This is a genomic window from Kitasatospora sp. NPDC096147, assembly GCF_044763225.1.
Lineage (GTDB): Bacteria > Actinomycetota > Actinomycetes > Streptomycetales > Streptomycetaceae > Kitasatospora.
Map to the genome: position 1 here is coordinate 78,285 of NZ_JBIWFX010000021.1, position 20,021 is coordinate 98,305.

17 protein-coding genes are annotated in these 20,021 nt (G+C 74.7%); 4 read left to right on the forward strand and 13 right to left on the reverse strand.

The window, feature by feature from the left end; genetic code table 11:
* Positions 1–2: 2 nt before the first annotated feature.
* The 4 genes from ACIRBX_RS36115 to ACIRBX_RS36130 form a co-directional block, all read right to left on the reverse strand.
* Positions 3–2,438 carry a glycoside hydrolase family 9 protein gene (locus ACIRBX_RS36115; protein WP_402304125.1) on the reverse strand — a complete coding sequence of 812 codons (2,436 nt, stop codon included), beginning with the start codon at positions 2,436–2,438 and terminating at the stop codon, positions 3–5.
* A 261-nt stretch (positions 2,439–2,699) separates the two neighbouring features.
* Entirely contained in the window at positions 2,700–3,068 is a 369-nt protein-coding gene (locus tag ACIRBX_RS36120) for a hypothetical protein (protein WP_402304126.1), read from the reverse strand.
* A 60-nt stretch (positions 3,069–3,128) separates the two neighbouring features.
* Positions 3,129–3,581, reverse strand: coding sequence for an NUDIX hydrolase (locus ACIRBX_RS36125; RefSeq protein WP_402304129.1), 453 nt, complete (start codon positions 3,579–3,581; stop codon positions 3,129–3,131).
* A gap of 27 nt (positions 3,582–3,608) precedes the next feature.
* The gene (locus ACIRBX_RS36130; RefSeq protein WP_402304131.1) at positions 3,609–5,102 is read right to left on the reverse strand and encodes an SDR family NAD(P)-dependent oxidoreductase; all 1,494 of its coding nucleotides are present in this window, start codon (positions 5,100–5,102) and stop codon (positions 3,609–3,611) included.
* Between the two features lie 162 nt (positions 5,103–5,264).
* Here ACIRBX_RS36130 and ACIRBX_RS36135 point away from each other — a divergent pair, with 162 nt between their 5' ends.
* Positions 5,265–6,026 carry a class I SAM-dependent methyltransferase gene (locus ACIRBX_RS36135; protein WP_402304186.1) on the forward strand — a complete coding sequence of 254 codons (762 nt, stop codon included), beginning with the start codon at positions 5,265–5,267 and terminating at the stop codon, positions 6,024–6,026.
* A 99-nt stretch (positions 6,027–6,125) separates the two neighbouring features.
* On the opposite strand, the gene ACIRBX_RS36140 is transcribed toward ACIRBX_RS36135, so the two are convergent.
* The 8 genes from ACIRBX_RS36140 to ACIRBX_RS36175 all read right to left on the reverse strand — a co-directional run bounded on the left by ACIRBX_RS36140 (position 6,126) and on the right by ACIRBX_RS36175 (position 15,176).
* Positions 6,126–8,864 carry a hypothetical protein gene (locus tag ACIRBX_RS36140; protein ID WP_402304133.1) on the reverse strand — a complete coding sequence of 913 codons (2,739 nt, stop codon included), beginning with the start codon at positions 8,862–8,864 and terminating at the stop codon, positions 6,126–6,128.
* Positions 8,861–9,016, reverse strand: a complete 156-nt coding sequence (locus ACIRBX_RS36145; protein ID WP_402304134.1) for a hypothetical protein — start codon at positions 9,014–9,016, stop codon at positions 8,861–8,863. Before ACIRBX_RS36145 ends, ACIRBX_RS36140 begins: the two co-directional genes overlap by 4 nt.
* A 333-nt stretch (positions 9,017–9,349) precedes the next feature.
* Complete coding sequence (locus tag ACIRBX_RS36150) at positions 9,350–10,090, reverse strand: DUF1295 domain-containing protein (protein WP_402304189.1); 741 nt, start codon at positions 10,088–10,090, stop codon at positions 9,350–9,352.
* Positions 10,091–10,173: 83 nt separating this feature from the next.
* Complete coding sequence (locus ACIRBX_RS36155; protein WP_402304135.1) at positions 10,174–11,478, reverse strand: class I SAM-dependent methyltransferase; 1,305 nt, start codon at positions 11,476–11,478, stop codon at positions 10,174–10,176.
* Complete coding sequence (locus ACIRBX_RS36160) at positions 11,475–12,245, reverse strand: DUF1365 domain-containing protein (protein ID WP_402304137.1); 771 nt, start codon at positions 12,243–12,245, stop codon at positions 11,475–11,477. The genes ACIRBX_RS36155 and ACIRBX_RS36160 overlap by 4 nt, the downstream gene beginning before the upstream one ends.
* Complete coding sequence (locus tag ACIRBX_RS36165; protein ID WP_402304191.1) at positions 12,242–13,507, reverse strand: NAD(P)/FAD-dependent oxidoreductase; 1,266 nt, start codon at positions 13,505–13,507, stop codon at positions 12,242–12,244. The genes ACIRBX_RS36160 and ACIRBX_RS36165 overlap by 4 nt, the downstream gene beginning before the upstream one ends.
* Positions 13,508–13,857: 350 nt before the next feature.
* Complete coding sequence (locus ACIRBX_RS36170) at positions 13,858–14,595, reverse strand: anti-sigma factor domain-containing protein (RefSeq protein ID WP_402304139.1); 738 nt, start codon at positions 14,593–14,595, stop codon at positions 13,858–13,860.
* Positions 14,592–15,176 carry a sigma-70 family RNA polymerase sigma factor gene (locus ACIRBX_RS36175; protein ID WP_402304142.1) on the reverse strand — a complete coding sequence of 195 codons (585 nt, stop codon included), beginning with the start codon at positions 15,174–15,176 and terminating at the stop codon, positions 14,592–14,594. Before ACIRBX_RS36175 ends, ACIRBX_RS36170 begins: the two co-directional genes overlap by 4 nt.
* A 247-nt stretch (positions 15,177–15,423) precedes the next feature.
* Between ACIRBX_RS36175 and ACIRBX_RS36180 the strand changes: the two genes are divergently transcribed.
* From ACIRBX_RS36180 to ACIRBX_RS36190, 3 genes are all read left to right on the forward strand, one after another.
* Positions 15,424–16,512, forward strand: a complete 1,089-nt coding sequence (locus ACIRBX_RS36180) for a spore photoproduct lyase family protein (protein WP_402304144.1) — start codon at positions 15,424–15,426, stop codon at positions 16,510–16,512.
* A 133-nt stretch (positions 16,513–16,645) separates the two neighbouring features.
* Complete coding sequence (locus ACIRBX_RS36185) at positions 16,646–18,616, forward strand: molybdopterin-dependent oxidoreductase (protein WP_402304146.1); 1,971 nt, start codon at positions 16,646–16,648, stop codon at positions 18,614–18,616.
* Positions 18,617–18,722: 106 nt separating this feature from the next.
* The gene (locus ACIRBX_RS36190) at positions 18,723–19,367 is read left to right on the forward strand and encodes a fasciclin domain-containing protein (RefSeq protein WP_402304194.1); all 645 of its coding nucleotides are present in this window, start codon (positions 18,723–18,725) and stop codon (positions 19,365–19,367) included.
* 24 nt (positions 19,368–19,391) lie between these two features.
* Here the strand turns inward: ACIRBX_RS36190 and ACIRBX_RS36195 are convergent, their stop codons facing one another.
* Positions 19,392–19,889: a MarR family winged helix-turn-helix transcriptional regulator gene (locus ACIRBX_RS36195; RefSeq protein ID WP_402304148.1), complete on the reverse strand. Its 498-nt coding sequence runs from the start codon at positions 19,887–19,889 to the stop codon at positions 19,392–19,394.
* Between the last annotated feature and the right edge of the window lie 132 nt (positions 19,890–20,021).

Genomic DNA, 20,021 nt, shown 5'->3' on the forward strand with positions numbered 1-20,021 from the left:
GGTCAGGTGCAGAGCGCTCCGTTCAGCTGGAACCGGGCCGGGGCCTGGTTGGGGCCGGAGGCGGTGGCCTGGAAGCCGAAGGAGACCGAACCGCCGGGGGCCACGGTGGAGTTCCAGCCGAGGTCCTTGGCGGTGACGGTGCTGCCGGACTGCGTGGCGGCGGCGTTCCAGGCGTTGGTGAGGCGCTGGCTGCCGGGGAAGGTCCAGACGAGCGTCCAGCCGGTGACCGGGGTGGTGCCGGTGTTCCGCAGCGTCACGTCGGCGGTGAAGCCGGAGCCCCAGTCGCTGGCCACCCGGTAGCTGACGGCGCAGGAGGCGGTGGGCGGCACGGTGGTGCCGTCCGCCTCGGTGGCGGTCAGGGTGGCCGGCTCCAGGCCGGGGCCGGCCAGGGTGAAGACGGCGCTGCCGTTGGCGGTGTCGGCGTCCGGGGCGGCCGACAGGGTCAGGTTCTGCGGGATGGACCAGGTGCTCGGGGAGAAGACCAACGGGCCGCCGGCGGCGAGGTCCTGGTCACCGGAGGTGCGGGTGGCGGTCACCGTGACATTCTGCGCGGGCGCGGCCGACAGCCGGACCCCGACCGTCACCGAACCGCCCTCGGGCACGGTCACGGTCGGGGAGACCAGCACCTTCGGGGCGGTCGGCACGGTGGTCGGACGGTCGGCGGCGAAGGACACCAGCCAGGCCAGTGCCGCGTTCCAGTTGATCGCCACCTCGTTGGTGGAGTACGAGCCGATGTCGTCGAGGTAGCACTTCGCGGGCGCGCAGCCCGCCAACTGGGCCTGCGCCACCGGGTCCTGGAGCCCGGAGTTGGGGCCGCCCGCGAAGGAGCCGGCCGGCGGGTGCGGCAGCGAGGCGTCGTACTGGTGGGCCCAGAAGCGGTGGTGCTGGTTCTCGGCCGCGCGCTCGCCGTAGCCGGTGACGTAGGAGAGGTCGAGGGCGTTGCGGCCGAGCAGGTAGTCGAGGGACTCCAGGGCGCCGGTGCGGTAGCGCTGCTGACCGGTCAGCTCGTAGGCCACGGCCATCAGGGCTCCGTTGCCCGCGACCGCGCTGTTGGAGCCCCAGACGTAGCCGTCCGGGGCGAGCGGCACGGCGTAGCCCTGGCCGTTCTGCAGGGCCAGCTGGGCGTCCGCCACGGTGGTCAACGAGGCGCGCACCTTGGCGAGTTCGGCGGCGGGCAGGGCGACCCCGGGCACGGTGGCCAGGGTGATCCGGCCGAGCGTGCCGGTGTCGCCCCACCAGAACGGGGTGGCCGGGGCGGCCTGCACGGGGGAGTTGACCACCGCGTCGCGGTAGGCGGTCTCGCCGGTGGTGGCGAGCAGTTCGGCGGCGGCCCAGTAGAACTCGTCGGAGAGCGAGGTGTCGTCGTAGGCCCCGCCACCGGTCGAGTCGCCCGCCGGGGCGTACACCGCCGGATTGGCCTGGGCGGCCGACCAGGCGCGCTTGGCGGCGGCCAGCGCCCGGGCAGCGAACGCGGCGTCGTACGGGGCGTAGACCCGGGCGGCCTGGGCGGCGGTGGCCGCCAGGTTGAGCGTGGCGGCGGTCGAGGGGCGGTGCAACTCGCGCTGCTCGGCGTCGAGTTCGGGCCTGGTCGGCAGGGCGGTCCACTGCGCGTCGTGCACCTTGTGGAAGGCCATGCCGGCCTGCGGCCTGCCCTCCGGCACCTGCATCCGGAGCAGGAAGTCCAGCTCCCAGCGGGCCTCGTCGAGGACGTCGGGCACCCCGTTGCCCCGCTCGGGCACCTTCAGGGTGGAGTCACCGAGCGCCGCCTCGGTACCCGAACGGCGGTCCCGCTCGAAGGAGTTGACCAGCTGCCAGGTGGCGATGCCGCCGTTCACCACGTACTTGCCCTGGTCGCCCGCGTCGTACCAGCCGCCGCGCACGTCCTGCCGGTAGTCGCAGACCCCGGCCTGGCAGGGCACCGAGGTGTCGCCCTTGTTCGGCGCCACGCCGAGGTGCCCGGCCGGGTGGGCGTAGGCCGGGCCGACCAGGGCGGCGTCGATGGCGATGCCGCTGCGCTGGTGGTGGAAGAAGGCCAGGCTGTCCGCGCGCAGACCGTCGTAGAGCGCGGCGGAGAGGTCGAAGGGATGACCGGCCCGGCCGTCCACCAGCAGGGTGAAGCCGGTGCCGGTGCCGGTGTAGGCGGAGAAGTCGGCGGTGTGCAGCGACTCGCCGGAGGCCCGGTCGGCGCCGCGCACGGTGGTGGTGCCGGAGGCCACGGTGCGGCCGGCGGAATCGCGCAGCTGCCAGGGGAGCGGGGTGGTGGCGGCGCTGACCACGGTGGCGCGCTTGGGGCCGTCCGGCAGGTAGCCGAGCTGGTTGACGCGGACGGTGGCGGCGGGTTCGGCGGCCCGGGCGGCGCCGGCCGCCAGGCCGGGGGTGAGCAGCGCGAGGCCCGCCAGCAGGGCGGTCGCGCGCAGCGGAGGACGGGAGGAAGACATGGGGGTGGGGCCCTTCTGTCCGGGTGGGGGAGAGGAGCTGGGATACGGGGGCGGCGCGTGGGACGCACATGTGGGAGCGCTCCCAAGGGAGTTGTAGTCACTCGGTCGGGTACCGGTCAAGAGCGTCTCACGGAACTGGCAGGGGCCCGCCGCCTGACGTCAGGTCAACTCCCGCGTCCCGTGCACGGTCGCGGCCCGAGGTCCTCCGCGACAGCCTCGGGCTGCCCCGCGCCGCCGCGTCGCGCTCGACTCGGACCGGGGTCAGTCGTGAGGGCCGGCCGACCGGAAGGCGTGCTCCCGCCCGTCAGGATCTTCGAACTCGACGCTGAAGGCCAGGCCCATCCCGCTCAGCGCCGCCAGCAGGTCGGCGATGCGATCGGGGTCCACGAACCCGCTGAACACGACGGGTTCGAGGGGAAGCAGTTCGAGCTCCGCGGACTCGTTCTCGACCTGGAACTCGGTCCGGCTCGATCGTCGGACCCGCCAGCCCGCACGGGAGAACAGCTCGGCCGCAGTCCGCGCGTCGCCCGTCCCGGGCAGCGATCCCCAGACGTTGTCGCCGAGGGCGAGTCGTGCCTCGGCCGCGGCGTCAAGACGCGGCCCGTCCGTCCCGCCGGAGGTGAAGTCCACGCCGCACAGTATCGGTCAGGCGCACGTCGGTGCGCACCCGTGGCCGCGGCGGACCGGCTCTCAACTCCCGTGCTGCAGCGGGTAGACGAAGCCGCCGCTCGGCGCCGGGTAGTCCGGCAGCCAGCGGGACAGCACCAGGGCGGAGGGGAAGAACATCGGCTCCGGCAGCGCGCCGACCGGCACCCGCTCCCAGCCCGCGCAGGACTGCGGCTCCAGCACCACGGCGGGGGCGTCGCTCGGCGGGGCTAGGACGGCGGCGGTGAGCCGGGGGCGGCCCAGGTGGTGGTCGAGCAGGACGGCCAGCACCCGCATCCGCTCGGCGGGCAGCACGATGCCGGTCTCCTCGGCCAGCTCCCGGGCGGCGGTCTGCTCGAAGGACTCGCCCGGGTCGACCTTGCCGCCGGGCAGGCTCCAGGTCGGCGGCTCGCCGGCCGTGGTGCGGCGGCCGATCAGGACCGTGCCGTCCGGGCCCGGCACGATCACGCCGGCACCCAGCATCGGGCTGTGACTCAAGCTGAACTCCCGGTCAGCGGAGGTGGGTTACCACGGGGACGGGGCGTAGTCCTTCAGGAAGCAGCCGTACAGGTCCTCGCCGGCCTCGCCGCGCACGATCGGGTCGTAGACCCGGGCCGCGCCGTCCACCAGGTCGAGCGGGGCGTGGAAGCCCTCCTCGGCCAGGCGCATCTTGTCCGGGTGCGGGCGCTCGTCGGTGATCCAACCGGTGTCCACCGCGGTCATCAGGATGCCGTCCGTCTCCAGCATCTCCTTGGCGCTGGTGCGGGTGAGCATGTTGAGCGCGGCCTTGGCCATGTTGGTGTGCGGGTGGCCGGCGCCCTTGTAGCCGCGGCTGAACTGGCCCTCCATCGCGGAGACGTTCACCACGTACTTGCGGCGGGCCGGCGAGGCGGCCATCGCCGGACGGAGCTTGCTGACCAGGATGAAGGGCGCGGTGGAGTTGCAGAGCTGGACCTCCAGCAGCTCGATCGGGTCCACCTCGCTGACGGTCTGCACCCAGCTGTTGGTGTGGTGCAGGTCCGGCACCAGGCCGCCCGCGTCGATCGCGGTGCCGGCCGCGATCCGGTCCGGAGTGGCCGAGCCGGAGACCAGGGCCAGGGCGGTGACGTCCTCGGCGCTGATCAGCTCGCGGGCCTGGCCGGGCAGGGCCGGGCGGTCCACGCTGCCGCTGCCGAAGCCGCCGATCACGGTGGCGGCGGGCAGCTCGCCGGCCGGCAGCGGGGCGGACTCGGCCAGCACCAGCTCGCGGTAGGCCGCGGGGGAGCGGCGCACGGTCTGGGCGGCGTTGTTGATCAGGATGTCCAGCGGGCCCTCGGCCGCGACCTCCTCGGCCAGCGCGACCACCTGGCCCGGGTCGCGCAGGTCGATGCCGACGATCTTCAGGCGGTGGATCCACTGGTCGCTGTCCGGCATCGCCTTGAAGCGGCGGATCGCGTCGTTCGGGAAGCGGGTGGTGATCGTGGTGTGCGCGCCGTCCCGGAGCAGGCGCAGCGCGATGTACATCCCGATCTTGGCCCGGCCGCCGGTGAGCAGCGCCCGACGGCCCGTCAGGTCGGTGCGGGCGTCGCGCCGGGAGTGGCTGTCCTTGGCGCAGGACGGGCAGAGCTGGTGGTAGAACGCGTCCACCTCGACGTAGCGCTGCTTGCAGATGTAGCAGGAGCGCGGGCGCTCCAGTATCCCGGCGATCGCGGTGGTGGTGGTCGTGGTGAGGCCGAAGGCGCCGGCCGTCTCGTCGTCGATCCGGGTCGGCGCACCGGTCGCGGTGGCGGCCGTCACGGCGCGGTCGTTGGCGGTCTTGCGGGCCCGGGTCTCCTGGCGGCGGCGCTGCTTGAGGGTCCGGAAGACCCCGCCGACGGCCTGCCGGACGGTGATCGCGTCGGGGTGGTCCACGTCGAGCCGGTCGAGCTCCGCCAGTACGTCGAGGCAGAGCGCCAGGCGCTCGGGGTCGATGCCCGGGCCGTACTCGATCTCGTCCTGGATGGTGTCCGGGCCGATGCCCTGGGTGGTGTCGCCCGCCATTGCCCGCACTGCTTCCTTCGCTGCCCTACCTGGATACCCCGTGAACTCTACGGAGTGCCGGGCGGTGGGCCAAACCTCCGCAGGAATGTAAGTGGCACTTACTGCTTGCATCCATTACTTCCCCACTCTAGGCTTGGTAACAGGCCGGTACGAAAAGGAACCATTACCGAGGGAGCGGGCATGAACGCCTGGAACGACTGGCAGCGCAGCTGGGACCGTCAGCAGGAGTGGTACCTGCCGGACCGCGAGGAGCGCTTCCGGGTGATGCTCGACCTGGTCGAGGCGGTGGCCGGCCCGGCGCCCAGGGTGCTCGACCTGGCCTGCGGCACCGGCAGCATCAGCGAGCGCCTGCTCGCCCGCCTCCCGGAGTCGAGCTCGGTCGGCGTCGACCTCGACCCGGCCCTGCTGGCCATCGCCCGGGGTCACTTCGCCGACGAGCCCCGCCTCTCCCTGGTCACCGCCGACCTGCGGGACGTCGGCTGGGCCCGCGCCCTGCCGGACGGACCGTTCGACGCCGTGGTCACCGCCACCGCGCTGCACTGGCTGGCCACCGACGACCTGCTCCGTCTCTACGGGGACCTGGCCACGCTCCTGCGGCCCGGTGGCGTCTTCCTGAACGCGGACCACACGCCCGAGCCGGACGTCCCGCTGCTGCGCGCCGCCGACGCCGCCTTCCAGCAGGCCCGCCAGGCGCGGGAGAAGGCGGAGGGCGTCCTGGGCTGGAAGGAGTGGTGGGACGCGGCCGCCGCGGATCCGCTGCTCGCCGAGCAGGTCGCCGCCCGCTCCGAGATCTACCGGGACCACCGGGACGGCGAGGTCCACCCGGCGGCCTGGCACACGGCCCGGCTGGTCGAGTCCGGATTCCGCGAGGCCGGGGTCGCCTGGCGTTCGGTGGACGACTCCCTGGTGGTGGCCGTGGTCTGACGTCCGGTCAGGCGCACGCCACGGACGGACGGCCTCCGCACCGCCCCGCTGCTTGGGGCGGCGCGGAGGCCGTCCAGTGTCCTCGCCTGTGCCGGTTGGTCACTGGTCGCCTGCTCTCAGTTCGGTGGTGATCTGGCGTCGGGCGGTGAGGGCGGCTTCGGCGAGGACGGCGGTGGTGGCGAGGGCGGCGAGGCCGAGGGCCTGGGTGAGGACGGGGCCGGGGCGGAGGGTGAGGCCGGGGGTGACGGTGGCGCCGACGAGGGGGGTGAGGTCGATGGCGGGGCCGAGGAGCAGGATGGCGGCGGTGGCGGTGGTGGCGCCGCCGGTGGCGGCGAGGAGGACGGGTGGGAGGGATTCGGCGAGGACGAGGGTGAGGCCCTGACGGGGTTTCAGGCCCATGGTGCGCAGGCGGGCGAGGAGGGCGGCGCGTTCGGGGGTGGCGCGGACGAGGGTGAGCAGGACGGCGAGGACGGCGTAGAGGGCGGTGGCGGTGACGGCGGTCCGGAAGGTCCGCTCGGACGCCGCCTGCAAGGGGTCCTCGGCGAGCTCGCGTTGCACCGTCGCACTGGTGGCCAGGCGGTACCCGGGATCTCCGTGCCGGACCCCGGCGGGTCCGTCGAGCTGGGGGACGGTCCGGTCGGCCAGCTCGCGCAGGGCGGCCTCGTCCACCGGGCCGGTGGCGTGCCAGGAGTTGGGCCCTCCGAGGCCCGGGACGGTGGGGATCAGTACGACCGTGGTGCTGGTGCCGGCCACCGCCGGACTCCCGTCCACCCTGCCGACGGCGTCGAGCCGCAGGGACTGACCATCCGGCAGGTAGATCTGGTACTCGCCCTGCGGCAGGCTCGGGCTGACCAGTGCGGGCACCAGGCCGTCCGGCAGCGGTTGCAGCAGGGCGGGGTCGAAGGTGCCGCGCCCGGCGACCTCGGCCATCCGGGCGTAGGGCTCCGGGTCGGCGGCCACCAGATTGACCTGGAGGTTCTCGCTGCCGTCGGTGACCAGGGTCACGTCGTCCTCGGTGTGCACGGCGGTGGTGAGCCGGACGCCGGGGAGCCGGGAGGCCGCCTCGGCGAAGCCGTCCGGCAGGGGGACGGGCCCCCGGGGGCGGACGGCGGCGTCCCCGCCGACCTGGAAGCGGGCCGCGGCGGCGCGGTCGGTGACCACGCTGGTCAGGGTGGTGGCGCCGAAGGCGGCGCAGCCGACGGCGATCAGCAGGGCGAGCAGGGGGAGGGCGGAGGGGCGTCCGCCGGGGCCGCTGCGGGCGGCGCGGGTGAGGCCGAGGAAGGTGATGGCGCCGGTGCGGCGGGCGGACCAGCGGGCGGGCAGGCCGATCAGCAGGGGTTGCAGGCGGGCGAGCAGGACCGCGCCGGTGAGGGCGATCAGCAGGGGGCCGCCGATCAGCAGCGGGTCGATCTCCTCGCCGAGCGGGGTCAGGCCCCGGCGGCGGGCCTGCGTGACGGCGGCCACCGTGGCGGCCAGCAGCAGGAGTTCGGCGATCAGCCGGCGACGGTGGTGGTGCTTGCCGGGTGGCCGCAGGGCGAGCAGGGCGCGGAGCGGGAAGGCGAGCAGGGCGAGGAGGGTGACGGAGGCTCCGGCGGTGAGTGCGGTGGTGTGACGGTACGTCGGGAGGAGGAGCAGGGCCGCGGTGGTGCCGAGGGTGGCGGCGGGCAGGACGGTGACGGCGCTCTCGCCGAGCAGTCGCAGGGCCAGGCCGGTGCGGCCGGCGCCGCGGGCCCGGAGCAGGCGTAGTTCGCCGAGGCGGCGGTCGGTGGTCAGGGCGGCGGCCAGGCAGAGCACCACCACGACCACGCCCGCCGCCCCGACCGGACCGACCGAGGTCAGTGCGCGCGCGGCGCGCTGCCGGGTGTTCGCCTCCTCGATCAGGGCCGACAGCGCGGACCGCACCCGGAGCCCGGGGCGGTCGGTCTCGACCATCAGGGAGCCCTGGATCGGCCCGGCGGTGATGGCGGCCAGCGCCGTGATGTGGGCGGGCAGTCGGTCCGAGCGCAGCTTTCCGGTGTCGACCGGCAGCCGCCAGAAGTCCGTGCTGCCGGCGGTGCTCCAGGACCGGATCTGGCCGACGGAGTTCTCGCCGACCAGGGCGGTGGTCGTCCAGAACGGCGTCGGCGGATTGCCGAGGCTGTCCTCGCAGGCCCGCAGGGCACAGCCGTGGCCGGTCCAGTACGGGTCCTCCGGGTCGGCGGTGTAGAGACCGGCGACCCGGATCCGCCCACCGGCCTCGCCCTCGAGGACGTCGTCGAGGCGGATGCCGAGGGTCCCGGCGGCGGACTCGGAGACCAGCACGGTATCGAGCCCGTCCTGCGCCGGTTGGTCGCCCGGCCAGTGACCGGCCGTCAGTTTCAGGTGGGATCGGGCGTCGTGCAGGTACAGCAGGCCGAGGGTCGGGGGCAGCCCCTCGGGGGCGGTCAGCTTCGGGGCGAGGACGGCCCGGGCCTTGTCGGTCCTGCTGCCGTACACCGGGCCGGCCGGGTCGAGCGGCAGCTCGGTGCCGATCCGGCGCCGGAGGGTCTCGGCGGTCTGGTCCAGTGCCGCGACCGGCTCCTTGGAGACTGCGGCCGCAGTGGCGTGCAGGCTGGTGTGCTCGGTCCCGAAGCCGGCCAGGTAGCCGCGCAGGGCGCGGTCGGCGCTGCGGTCGGCGTCGAGGGGGAGGGCGGTGGCGAGGAAGGCGGTGGTGAGGGCGAGGAGTGCGGTGAGGAGGGTGGCGAGGGGCATGGCCCGGAGGCGGGTACGGATCCAGGGGGTGTGGGTGGTGGGCCGGTCGTCCTGCGGGGGGTGGGGTGCGTCCTCGGGGTCCACGGCGGTGCTGGGGCGGGGGGTCATGATTCCTCCGGGCGCAGCAGGCCGGCCTTGCCGACGGTGTGGTCGGAGGCGGCCGGCGCCGTCAGCCCGGTGGTCGTGGTGAGCACCGTCGACAGCACCGCGGCGGCCAGCGGCAGCCGACCACGCAGGCGCCGCAGTACGAATCCGAGCATTCCGATGAGCCCCCCCTCAGGACAGTCGATGACTGTGGCAGAGAACGGGCGTGGCGGGAAGAGCGGTCCGTGCGCCGCGCGCGCGGTCGGCGCGAGCGTTCACACCGCGTTGCCCTTGAGGGAAGCCTGGCATGACGGAAGGTCAGGCGGGTTCGGTGGGCGTGCGCCCCGGCCGGCGGGCTGTTTTCCGGAGAACGGTCGAACGGGATCCGTGCCCCGAGGGGCGCCTGCGCCGTGGCCGGAAAGGGGGAATGCCCTGCCCGGAAGGGCAGGGCGGGTGCCGCCGGGCGTCGGCACCCGCCCGGCGGCCCCGGGACTCCCGGGTGGCGGTCGTCAGCTGCGGCGCGGCGGGCGGGGCAGGAAGGCGCTGGTGCGGGCGGCGTAGGCGGCCCACTCGGGGCTGCGTGCGGTGGTGCCCCGCTCGGCCATCGGGCGTCCGCTGCCGAAGGCGAGCAGCCAGGTCATCAGGATCGGGCTGAGCAGCGTGGCCCAGCCGGCCGGGTGGTCGGCGGCCAGCAGGAAGAGCCCCCACCAGACGCAGGCGTCGCCGAAGTAGTTGGGGTGGCGGGTCCAGGCCCAGAGGCCGGTGCCGAGGACCCGGCCCCGGTTCGCCGGATCGGCCCGGAAGCGGGCGAGCTGGTGGTCGCCGACGGCTTCGAAGGTGAGGCCGAGGGCCCAGACCGCCAGGCCGAGGTAGGTGACGGCGGAGGGCGGGTCGGGAAGGCGCTGGGCGACCTGGACGGGGAGGGAGACGAACCAGAGGAGGACGGCCTGGAGGAGGTAGACCTTGGTCAGGGCGAGCCGGGTGCGGGCCGGGCCCTCGGGCGCGCGGGCGAGCATCGCCGCGTAGCGCGGGTCCTCGTCCTTGCCCCGGGCGTGCCACCAGAGGTGGGCGGACAGCCGCAGGCCCCAGACGGCGACCAGTGCGGTGGCCAACGCCCGCCGCCAGCCGTCCCCGTGACCGGCCGACAGCAGCAGGCCGGTGACCGCGACGGCGGTGAAGCCGAGGCCCCAGGCGGTGTCCACGCCCCGGTGGCGGCCGGTCCGGACGCCGATCGCGAAGGCGACCAGCATCACGGCGAGGGCCGCGAGGAAGGTGGCGGCCAGCGAGATCGCGAGGGAGGACGTGGCGAGGGCGGGGGCGGCGAGCGGGAGGTTCACCGGGCGCCGTCCCGGGTGAGGAGGAGGTGGCGGACGTCCAGGTAGCCGGTACGGAAGCCGGCCTCGGAGTAGGCGAGGTAGAGCTCCCACATCCGCCGGAAGACGGCGTCGAAGCCGAGGGCCGCGACCTCCTCGCCACGGGCGGTGAACCGCTCCCGCCACAGGCGTAGCGTCTCGGCGTAGTGCGGGCCGAAGCCCTCGTCGGCGGTGACCCGCAGGCTGGTGTGCCGGGCGGCGGCCTCGGCCAGGCCCTCGCGGGAGGGGATCTGACCGCCGGGGAAGACGTACTTGAGGATCCAGGTGTACGTCTCGCTGGTGGCCAGCATCCGGTGGTGCGGCATGGTGATGGCCTGGATGGCGACCCGGCCGCCGGGGGCCAGCACCCGGTCCAGGGTGGAGAGGTAGGCGGGCCAGTACCGGCGGCCGACCGCCTCGACCATCTCCACGCTCAGCACCGCGTCGTAACTTCCCTGCGCGGAGCGGTAGTCGAGCAGCCGGGCGGTCACCCGGTCGGCCAGCCCGGCGGCGGCGATCCGCTGCCGGGCGAGGGCGAGCTGCTCGGTGGAGAGGGTGAGGGTCTCCACCTGCGCGCCCCGGGCGGCGGCCCGGAGTGCCAACTCGCCCCAGCCGGTGCCGATTTCGAGCACGGAGCTGCCGGAGCCGACCTGGGCCAGGTCCAGCAGGCGGTCGATCTTCCGGTGCTGGGCGGCGGCGAGGCCGGGCCAGGAGGCGTCCGGGCCGCCGTCGGCGGTGGTGGGGAAGAGCGCGGAGGAGTAGCTCATGGTGGGGTCGAGGAAGAGCGCGAACAGCTCGTTGGAGAGGTCGTAGTGCCGCCGGATGTTCTCCCGGCTGTGCTGCTCGCTGGGCCGTTCGGTGGCGGGCGGCCGTGCGGCCCAGAGCGGGCGGATCCAGCCGGTGCCGCGCGGCACCAGGTCGGCCGGGTCGGCGGCCAGTGCGGTGAGCAGGCCGACCAGGTCCGGGGAGCTCCACTCGCCGGCCTGGTAGGACTCGCCGAAGCCGATCAGACCGGTCGCGCCGATCCGGTGCAGGAACGCCTCCGGCCGGTGCAGCCGAAGCGTCGGGGCCTCCGGCGGGGCGGCCACCAGCGGTTGCCCGTCCGGGAGTTCGATCCGGAGGCCGCGCAGACGGCCCACCCGGCGCAGCACCCGCCCGGCCACGGCGGCGCGCAGCGGAGCGCGCGGCACCCTGGCCACGTCCGGCCAGTCGGCCGGGTCCACCGCGTCGGTGGTGCGGGCCGGGTCGGCGGCGTCGGCGAGGGGGAGGTCGGCCAGTGACGTCACGGTGTCGGTGCCTCTCTACGGCGGGTGCGCGAGCGCTCGCGGAGCTCGCGGGGGTGGACGGGCAAGCCGCGCAGCAGCAGGCGGATGCCCTGGTAGCGGATGTGCAAACTGACGGCGAAGGTGGCGAACGGGTGCCGCAGCGTGGCGCGGAGCAGTTCGGCCGGCCCGGCCGGGCGGCGGACCCCGCGCACGGTGGCGGTGAACGCCCGCCCGCCGGGCCGGTCCAGATGGATGGTCAGGTCGAGCCGCTCGTCCGGCACCGGCAGCCGCATCCGGTAGGCGCCGTCCACCGGGAAGAACGGGGAGACGTAGAACTCCTTGGGCACCGTCGCCGGGGTGGCCGGGAGCAGGTACCGGTGGTGCTGCCCGTAGGTGTTGTGCACCTCGGCCACCGTGCAGACCAGGGTGCCCTCGGGGTCGTGGCACCAGTAGAGGGTGAGCGGGTTGAAGACGTGGCCGAGTGCCCGGGGCTGGGTGAGCATCAGCACCCGGCCGCCGTCCAGCTGGACGCCCCGGTCGGCCAGGTAGGCGTCCAGGTTCTGCCGCAGGGTCAGACCGGGGGCACCCGGGTGGTCGGCGGCCCGGAAGGAGGCCAGCGGGCGCAACGCGGCCGGTACCGGCGGCAGTCGGTCGAGGTCGACCAGCCAGAGGTGGGTCCGGTGGTCGAACGCGTGCCGCAGCGGGGTGGTGCGGACGTGGCCGATCCGGCACTCGTAGACCGACGCGCCCCACCGGCCGGGCAGTGCGGGTGGCCGTGGCCCGGTCATGACCGTACCCCCGCCGCCAGCAGTTGCCGGGCCGCCGCGACCCCGGAGCGGCAGCCGTCCTCGTGGAAGCCCCAGCCGTGGTACGCCCCGGCGTACGCGGTGCGGCCCGTGCCGAGCTCGGGCAGCCGGCCCTGGGCGGCGACGGTGGCGGCGGTGTAGACGGGGTGCTCGTAGATCGTGCGGGAGATGACCAGGCCCTCCGGCACCGGCTGGTGGCGGTCGTCGTTCAGGGTGACCAGGAAGTCCTCGGAGGTGTCCAGGCCGAGCAGCCGGTTGAGGTGGTAGCTGACCTGGACCTGGTCGGCTCCGTCCCGGCAGCCGGCCATCGTGTAGTTCCAGGAGCCCCGGGCCCACGTGGCGCGGGGCAGCCGGGAGACGTCGCGGTGCAGCACGGTGGGGTTGCGGGAGTAGCGGAAGGCGCCGAGCACCTCGCCCTCCGCCTGCGTCGGGTCGGCCAGCAGCCGCAGCGCCTGGTCGGCGTGGGTGGCGACGACCACCGCGTCGGCGGGGTGGTGCAGCCCGTCCGCGGTGGTCACGGTGACGCCGTCGGTGTGGCGGTGCACCGCGCGGACCGGGGCCGAGCGGTGCACCACCGGCACCTGGGCGGCGATCTTCTCGACGTAGGTGCGGGAGCCGCCGACGACGGTCCGCCAGGTCGGCGAGCCGGTCACCGAGAGCAGGCCGTGGTTGTCCAGGAAGGTGAAGAGGTAGCGGGCGGGGTAGTCGCCCGCCAGGTCGGGGGCGCAGGACCAGACGGCGGAGACCAGCGGGGTCATGAAGTGGTGCACGAAGTACGAGGAGAAGCCGGCCCGCTCCAGCCAGGACCGCAGCGGCGGGTCCCCCGCCCGGTCGTCGGCCAGCAGCCGGCGGGCCAGCCGGTGGAAGCGCGGCACCTCGGCCAGCATCCGCAGGTAGTGGCCGCGCAGCGCCAGACCGGGGCGGGCCAGCAGCCCGGCCGGGCCGCGCGCACCGGCGTACTCCAGCCCGCAGCCCTCGCAGCGGACGGACATGCTCATCTCGCTCTCCCGGGTCTGCACCCCGAGCTCCGTGAAGAGCCGGGTGAGCTCCGGGTAGGTGCGGCGGTTGTGCACCAGGAAGCCGGTGTCCAGGTGGAGTTGGCGGCCGTCGGCGGTGGTCGCGGTCTGGGTGTGGGCGTGGCCGCCGAGCCGGGGCGCGGCCTCGAACAGCTCCACCAGGACACCGGCCCGGACCAGCTCGTACGCGGCGGTCAGCCCGGCCACCCCGGCGCCGACCACCGCCACCCGGCGGCCGGGCGAGCGGCCGGACGTGCGCCCGGGCGTCCGGCCGGAGGTGCGGCGGTGGGTGTCGTCGGGGGTGGGGACGGTGTCGGTCACGGGGGATCTCCGGTGGGGCCGGTCGCGCCGAACGGGCAGCGCGGGAGCGGGCGTTCACCGGTGATTCGGAGCCGTCCCCCGACCGGATTGCTCCGATCGGGGGACGGATGGGGATGACTGCCGGAACGGGCGCCGGGTAGGCGGGTACGCGCCGGACCCTTGCCGACCGCCGGTGCGGCGGTGGCGGAGTCGACGGCCGGCACTGCTGCGCCGGAGCGGACGGCTGCCGGTCCGTCAGGTGGAACCGGGCCGCGCCGTCAGGTGAAGGCGAGCACCATCACCGGTGCGCCGCTCGGCCGTTCGGAGCCGCCGGCCGGTTCGACCGTGACCCCGACGCCGCCGGCGTTCCGCAGCGCGCCGGTCAGCAGCACCGCGCCGTTGCCGGAGGGCAGCAGCCCGGCCGGCCGCATGGTGCCCGCGTCGTCGTACCAGAGCTCGTACGTCCGGTCCGACGGCAGGGCGGGCATCCCGGAGGCGATGAAGCCGGCCTGGCCCCGGCTGCGCGACCAGACCACGGTGCCGGTCGCGCCGCCGCTGGAGGAGGAGCTGACCTTGGCATCGGGGGCGGTCAGCAGGGCGGCGAACGAAGCCTGACGCTCCGCCAGCCGGGCCGTCTCGGTCCGGGCCCGCTCGGCCTGCTGGTACTGCTGGACGGCGATGCCGCCGAACAGCGCGGCGAGCGCGACCGAGGCGGCCAGCACGAGACGGGGGAGCCGACTGCGGACGGCGGCGGGGCGGCCGTCCGGTTCGGTGGTGAGCGGCGGCAGCTGCCGGACCGTGGGGAGCTGTGCCAGCACCCGGGACTTCAGCTCGGGCGGCGGCGCAGCCGCCTCGGCGGCGCCGAGGCGGGCCAGGGTGGCGAGGAACTCGTCCACCTCGCGGGCACAGGCCTGGCAGTCCGTCAGGTGGCGCTCGAAGGCGTCCCGTTCGGCGGCCTCCAAGGCGTGCGCGGCGTACGCCCCGGAGAGCGTGTGCAGCTCGGGTGCGCTGGTCATGCTCCCACCCCCAGGCAGTCGCGCAGGCGGATCAGGCCGTCCCGCATCCGGGTCTTCACGGTGCCGAGCGGCACCGCCAGCAGTTCGGCCACCTGGGGGTAGCTGTACCCCCGGTAGTAGGCCAGGGTGACGGACTCGCGCTGGAGTTCGGTGAGCGCCTGGAGACAGCGGCGGACCTGCTCGCGCTCCAGCCGGCCCTCCACCTGCTCGGCCACCTCGTCGTAGCCGGGGGAGTGGTCGCGGGCGGCCACCGCCTGCTCCCGGTCGGCCGCCGCCTGGGCGGACCGCACCCGGTCGACCGCGCGGCGGTGCGCGATGGTCAGCACCCAGGGCAGCACCTCGCCGCGCTCCGGCTGGTACCGGGCGGCGAACCGCCACAGCTCCAGCATCACCTCCTGGGTGACCTCCTCGGACTGGGCCGGATCCCGCAGCACCCGGCGGACCAGCCCGAACACCGGCCCGGCCACGGCGTCGTACAGCCGCCCGAAGGCGTCCTGATCGCCGAACGCGACCTTGGCGACCAGCTCGCGCAGGTCGGGGCCGCGTCGTTGCGGGCCACTGAGGTGGACGACGGTGCTCATCCGGTCGCCTCCGGGGTGCGGTACCTGGCGGGGCGGTGCATGTGGGCTGACCTCCTGGGAGACCGAGGGCCGGGTGCGGACGTACTCGACATCCCCACTTCGGTGCGGAGGCCCGATCGGATTGGTCCGGCGGGGCGGAAGTCCGTCCGGGTGGCGGACGGGGGCGCACGGGGGCGGGCGTCGGGCGATCCGTTGCGGCCTCCGCTCCGAAAGCCCCGTGCACGTTCCCGTCCTCCGGAGGTCCCCCGTGTCAGCCCCCGCCCCGCGTCCGCCCCGGCCGTTCCGGCCCCTGGACGTCCGCCGCATCCACGCCGAACCCGAGGCGCTGGCCTCCGCGCGCGGCCGCCAGGTGCTGGCCCGGTTCCCCGGGGCCGAGGTGATCGAGGTGGCCTCGCACTGGAACATCCCGCACCTGCACGGCAACGCGGGCAACGTCGAACGGTGGGCCAGGATCAAGAGTGAGGACCTGGTGCTCGGGGTGCGGAAAGCGCTTACCGCCCGCCCCAACGGCCGCTCCGCCGACTGGATCGCCCCCAGCACGGCCAACGGCTGCGCGCTCGCCTGCGCGTACTGCTACGTGCCGCGCCGCAAGGGCTACGCCAACCCGATCACGGTCTTCACCAACATCGACAAGATCATCGGCTACCTCGGCCGGCACGTGGCCCGGCAGGGACGCAAGCCCGAGCCGAACCAGTGCGACCCGGCCGCCTGGGTCTACGACATCGGCGAGAACAACGACTGCTCGGTCGACGCCCTGGTCTGCGACAACACCGCCGACCTGATCCGGGCCTTCCGTGACTGGCCGACCGCCAAGGCGAGCTTCGCCACCAAGTGGGTCAACCCGCAGCTGCTGGAGCTCGACCCGCGCGGCCGGACCCGGATCCGGTTCTCCCTGATGCCACCGGCCGACGCCCGGCTGCTGGACGTCCGCACCACACCCGTCCCGGACCGGATCGCGGCGGCCGGGGACTTCCTGGACGCCGGGTACGAGGTGCACTTCAACCTCTCCCCGGTGGTGCTGCGAGCCGGCTGGCAGGCCGACTGGGTCGAACTCCTGTACCGGATGGACGACTTGCTGCCGACGGCGGTGAAGCGGCAGGCCGCCGCCGAGATCATCATGCTCACCCACAACGAGGCGCTGCACCAGGTGAACCTGGGCTGGCACCCCAAGGCGGAGGCCGTCCTCTGGCGCCCCGCCCTCCAGGAGCCCAAGCTCTCCCAGAACGGCAGCGTGAACGTCCGCTACCGGGTGCAGACCAAGACCCGCGCGCTCGCCGAACTGCGCGGGCTGATCGAGCGTCACGCCCCCTGGCTGCGAATCCGCTACGCCTTCTGACCTGCGGTGATGCCGAGGCCGTTCACCCGGAAGGGGGAAAGCCGGAAGGACGACCCATCCGGTGCTGGAGTGGTCCCGAATGCCGGGTGTGAGCAGAGAGCCGACAGGACCCCGACGCCCCCTCCCCGGGAGGGTGGCCGCCGCACTGCGCCGGTCCGTCCCGGCCGGGGCGGCCGGCCTGGCCGCCGCGTGCGCGGCGGTGGGTGCGGGGGAGCTGGTCGCGGCCTTCACCGGCCCGGCCGGTGCGCCCGTCCTCGCGGTCGGTTCGGCGGCCATCGACCTGACGCCCACTCCGCTCAAGGAGTACGCCGTCCGGACCTTCGGCACCAACGACAAGCCGGTCCTGATCGGCGGCATCCTGCTCACCGTCGCGGCCCTGGCCGTGCTGGCCGGGGTGCTCGCCGCCCGGCGCCCGGCTCTGGGCGCCGGGGTGTTCGCCCTCTTCGGCGGCGTGGGTGCGTGGGCGGCGCTGTCCCGTCCGGAGAGCGGCGGGACGGACGTCCTGCCCGCGCTGGCGGCGGGGCTGGTCGGCGCGGCGGCGGTGTACTGGTTGGGCACACTGCTGCGCGCCCGCCGGGCGGCGGTAGCTGTGGGACCGGCCGCGAACCTTTCAACGGCCGGTGTCCTCAAGAGTGTTGGGGCCGCTGAGGGCACCGGTGCACCGGGGGACCAGGTGGGGCCGGTGGTGTCGGGCCGCCGGGGCCCCGCCGGGGCGACGGAGGCCTACGGACCGACCGGTCCGTCCGGCCCCGTGCGGCCGGAGCCGTCGGCTGCGGATGCCGACGGCCCGGCCGGGGCCCCGACCAACGACCCGAGCAACGACCCGACCGACGACCCCGCCGGTGTTCCGGCCCGAGGCGTGACCGACGGGGAGGGTGTCGATGCGGCTTCTGCCACGGTCGCCGCATCGGCTCCCGTTCCGCCGGCCTCCGCCGGGGCCGACGGAACGGGCCGGACCTCCGCCGTCGGCGGCCGGGGTCCGGCCGGCCCCGACGGCTCCCCTGGGGCCGGGGTGGCTCCCCGGCCCGGAGGGCCGTCGAGGCGGGCGGTGCTGGTGGCGACCGCCGGGACGGCGCTGCTCGGACTGACGGCCGGCTACGGCGGCCGGAAGATCGGTGAGCGCCGGGGAGACGTCACCGCCCTGCGCGACGCCGTCCGGCTGCCCGCCCCGACCGTGCCGGCTCGCCCGCTGCCGCCGGGAGTGCACCCCGACATTCCCGGGCTGTCCTCCTTCCTGACGCCCAGCCAGGACTTCTACCGGGTGGACACCGCCCTCTCCGTCCCCCGGATCGACCCGCGCAGCTGGACCCTGCGGCTGCACGGCCTGGTCGACCGCCCGCTGGAGCTGGGCTACCAGGAACTGCTCCGGCTCCCGCTGGAGGAGCTCGACCACACCCTCTCCTGCGTCTCCAACGAGGTCGGCGGCCCGTACGTCTCCACCACCCGTTGGCTCGGTGCCTCGCTGCCCGCGCTGCTGCGCCGCGCCGGGGTGCGGCCGGGAGCCGACCAACTGCTCGGCCGCTCGCGCGAGGGCATGACCATCGGCACCCCGCTCGCCTCCGTGCTGGACGGCCGTCCGGCGCTGCTGGCGGTCGGGATGGACGGCGAACCGCTGCCGCTCGCGAACGGTTTCCCGTGCCGCACGGTGGTCCCAGGCTTCTACGGCTACACCTCCGCGACCAAGTGGCTGGTGGACCTGGAGGTCACCACCTTCGCCGCCCGTGACCCGTACTGGGTCAAGCGGGGCTGGGACCGCACCGGCGAGGTGCGGACCGCCTCGCGGATCGAGGTCCCGGCCCCGTTCGCCAGGGTCCCGGCCGGGGACGTCACGGTGGCCGGCACCGCCTGGGCCACCCACCGGGGCGTCGCCGCAGTCGAGTTGAGGGTGAACGGCGGCCCCTGGGCCGAAGCCACCCTGGCGGCCGACGGCGGGCCCGACCTGTGGCGGCAGTGGAGCCACACCTGGCGCAACGTCCCCAGCGGCACCCACCGCCTGGAGGTCCGGGCCACCGACGGCACCGGCACCACCCAGCCGGAGGACCGCGCCACCCCCTATCCGTCCGGCGCCACCGGCTGGCACAGCACGGTGGTCCGGGTCACCTGAACAGCCCGTCCACACCGGCCGCCGGGCACAGCCCGGGCCGACCGGACGGCACCCGCATGCCCGACGACGACCCGTCACGATGATCCAAGGAGCAGGAACCATGTCCATCCGCACCGCTCGCCGCACCACCTCCCTCGCTGCCCTGCTGGCCGCCGGCACCCTGGTGTTCGGACTCACCGCCTGCGGCAGCGACTCGGACTCGTCCTCCAAGTCCTCGTCCACACCGTCGAGTTCGTCCTCGCCGATGACCTCCTCCTCGGGCACCGCGATGGCCGCGGACGCCCCCTTCGGCACCGCCTGTTCGGCCGTGCCGAAGGACGGGGCGGGCAGCTTCACCGGCATGGCGAAGGACCCGGTCGCCACCGCCGCCTCCAACAACCCGCTGCTCTCCACCCTGGTGACGGCGGTCAAGCAGGCCGGCCTGGTGGACACCCTCAACTCGGCGAACAACATCACCGTGTTCGCGCCCACCAACGACGCCTTCGCCAAGATCCCGAAGGAGACCCTGGACGCGGTGCTGGCCGACAAGGCCAAGCTCACCTCGATCCTGACCTACCACGTGACCCCGGACCGGCTGACCCCGACCACCCTGGACGGGACCCACAAGACCCTCCAGGGCACCGACCTCAAGGTCACCGGCAGCGGCCAGGACTTCACCGTCAACGGCAACGCCAAGGTGCTCTGCGGCAACGTCCAGACCTCCAACGCCACCGTCTACATCATCGACACCGTCCTGATGCCCGCCTCCTGACGGGCCGTCCGGCAGCCCCCGGGGTCAGTGCGTACCGGCCCCGGGGGTCCGCCGTTCGATCCGCAGCCCCTCCAGTTCCTCGGTGATCCGGGCCAGGAAGCGGGAGACCACGGCCTGCTCCTCGGGCCCGAACTCGGCCCGCACCCGCTCGGTCCGCTCGGCCACCGGTCGGAACCAGCTCCCCGCGAGCTGCGCCGCGCCGGGCCGGTGACGGATCCTCACCTGGCGGCCGTCCGCCTCGTCCCGGCTCCGTTCGACGTGGCCGGCGCGCTCCAGCCGGTCCAGGCAGGCGCTCACCGCGCCCGAGGTGAGCGCCAGTTCGCTCCGCAGCCGCCCCGGTGTCATCCCGGGATCCCCCTCGGCGGTGGCGGACCGGACGATCGCCAGCAGGGCCTGCACATCGGTGGTGTGCAGGCCCTGCCCGGCGGCGAAGTCGTGGCCCAGCAGGTTCATCTCGGCGGCCAGCGCCTGGAGTTGCAGGGCGAAGGCCCGGCTGTCGGGGGAGGGGGCGTGCTCGGACAAGACGGCCTTCCGTGATCGGGGGATCCCAGCCTATGACCAGCGCGCCGCGCGGCGCCGCACCACCCGCCCGCACCACCCGCGCGGCCCCGTACCTCCCCGCCGAGCAGAGCGCAGAGCGCATGGCGCCGGGCT

Bases quoted from the DNA above. Each gene is read 5' to 3' on its own strand.
- ACIRBX_RS36170 (WP_402304139.1), bottom strand. From the start codon at position 14,595: ATGACCAGCGCACCCGAGCTGCACACGCTCTCCGGGGCGTACGCCGCG.
- ACIRBX_RS36160 (WP_402304137.1), bottom strand. From the start codon at position 12,245: ATGACCGGGCCACGGCCACCCGCACTGCCCGGCCGGTGGGGCGCGTCG.
- ACIRBX_RS36115 (WP_402304125.1), bottom strand. From the start codon at position 2,438: ATGTCTTCCTCCCGTCCTCCGCTGCGCGCGACCGCCCTGCTGGCGGGC.
- ACIRBX_RS36130 (WP_402304131.1), bottom strand. From the start codon at position 5,102: ATGGCGGGCGACACCACCCAGGGCATCGGCCCGGACACCATCCAGGAC.
- ACIRBX_RS36175 (WP_402304142.1), bottom strand. From the start codon at position 15,176: ATGAGCACCGTCGTCCACCTCAGTGGCCCGCAACGACGCGGCCCCGAC.
- ACIRBX_RS36145 (WP_402304134.1), bottom strand. From the start codon at position 9,016: ATGCTCGGATTCGTACTGCGGCGCCTGCGTGGTCGGCTGCCGCTGGCC.
- ACIRBX_RS36140 (WP_402304133.1), bottom strand. From the start codon at position 8,864: ATGACCCCCCGCCCCAGCACCGCCGTGGACCCCGAGGACGCACCCCAC.
- ACIRBX_RS36150 (WP_402304189.1), bottom strand. From the start codon at position 10,090: ATGCTGGTCGCCTTCGCGATCGGCGTCCGGACCGGCCGCCACCGGGGC.